The sequence below is a fragment of the Candidatus Poseidoniia archaeon genome, from assembly GCA_030748895.1.
Lineage (GTDB): Archaea > Thermoplasmatota > Poseidoniia > MGIII > CG-Epi1 > UBA8886.
Genome location: JASMLC010000010.1, coordinates 48,774 through 50,451 on the forward strand (window position 1 = coordinate 48,774; position 1,678 = coordinate 50,451).

Here is a 1,678-nt window from a genome sequence, read left to right on the forward strand (position 1 = left end):
CTTAAAGAGAGGGTCGTCGACGAATACTACGACCCGCTGCGCTGGCTCTGGCGGAACACCGTCGGCAAGGTCTTCGAAGCTTAACGGCGGCGGCGCAGCACGGCGACGAGCGCGATGCCAGTGGCGACCGCGAGGAGGCCCGGGCCCGGAATCAGGCCGCCATCCTCTTTCTTCTCTTCGGGCGGGGCCTCGACCGAGAGCGATTGCAGCATCACGTTGTTGCCTTCGTCCTTCTCGGCAACCTCGCCTTGCGGGTCAATTTCGAGCCTGATTTCCAGCTCTCCGCCCGCCGTGGGCGTCAGCACGAAGCTGACACGCGCCTCCTCGCCGTGCTTGAGAGTGGTGACGAAACTGCTCTGCTGGCTGAGGCTGTCCCCACCGGCACGCACCTCGATTGACTCGGCGAACGCGCCGTTCGCGTCAACGTTGCCGCCAGTGTTGGTCACCCTGACCTCGAAGCTGACCGGCTCGTTGGCCTTGAACTCGGTCGTGCTGGTAATCCGGAACGAGCCGTCAACGAAACCGAACTCGGGCGCTGGCGCGGTGAGCGTAATGCGGCTGCTGGCGCTCGCACCGCTGGCGAATGACGCGACCAGTTCCAGCGTGTAGTCGCCCGGCAGCAAACTGCGGTCGGGGTTAACGGTGAAGGTGCCGGTCGCCGTGCGGTCCGGTTCGGAGATGGCATCGTAGCTCCCCTTCAGCCGGCCGCTGGTGCCGGTGAAGCTCACGGCGCCTGCCGGCAGGGTCGTTGCGTCGCCGATGGCGACGGTGTAGTCGTCCGAGTAGACACCGGTCGAGCGCAGCGTGAAGTCGAAGGTCGAAGCCTCCTCCTGATAGATGATGGCTGACGCGGTTTCCGGCTCGAGGACGGCGCCGTACGGCTCCACCGAATTTATGGCCAGCAACAGCGGCGCCCCTGAGGGACGCATGGTCTGGTTGCGCTCCGCCTCTTCCACCGCTCCTTCCCAGGCGAACGCCCAGAGGTTGCGGCTGTCGCCAGCCGAACCAGCAGGCGCCTCGATATAGAGGTGGAATTGCAGGATGCCGCCGGCGGCAATCGAGTGGAGCGTGCCGTTGGTGACCGGCGTGTCGTCGGTGGAGGCCCACCACGCGCTCCAGTTCTCCGGTGGGCCGTCCATGAACTGGTGCGCCAGCTCCAGCGTCCGCGACTGCTCGCTGTCGCCGTTGCTGAAGATGATGATGAAGCCGACCGACTCGCCCGCCGGCACCGCCTTCTCGAGTTCGCCGGCGGTCACCATCACCAGCGAGCTGGTGGCGGAGCCGCCCTGCGGTGACGCAAAGAGCGCCAGCAGCAGGAACGCGACCGCGACGAGCGCCGCCACGCCGGTCGCGCGCTTGCGCCGGTCACCGCTCGAGAGAGGGGTATGCGAAAGGCTGCCGGGTCCCGCCGGACTCAAACCGGCCTCCGTCGCAATGCCAGCGCACCCAGCATCGCCACCGCCCCGAGCGCAGCCGCCGCGAGCAAACTACCGCCAGAAGCGGGAGCCGCCGGTGCAGCGCCAGCCGCTACTTCGAGCGTCGTCGCTTGCGTCTCGACTACGTTGCTCCCGTCGCTCGCGATGACCGCCAGCTCAAGATTGCCTTCGGCCGGCAGCAGCACCACTTCCCAGACGCCGTTGCCGGCGGGGGACATGGCGACCGTCACCGGCTCGCCATC

2 protein-coding genes are annotated in these 1,678 nt (G+C 67.2%); both read right to left on the reverse strand.

The window, feature by feature from the left end; all coding sequences use genetic code 11:
* Window positions 1-80: 80 nt before the first annotated feature.
* Entirely contained in the window at window positions 81-1,418 is a 1,338-nt protein-coding gene (locus QGG57_05310) for a CARDB domain-containing protein (GenBank protein ID MDP7007586.1), read from the reverse strand.
* The coding region (locus QGG57_05315; protein ID MDP7007587.1) for a hypothetical protein at window positions 1,415-1,678 on the reverse strand (264 nt) is incomplete at its 5' end. The genes QGG57_05315 and QGG57_05310, both read right to left, overlap by 4 nt.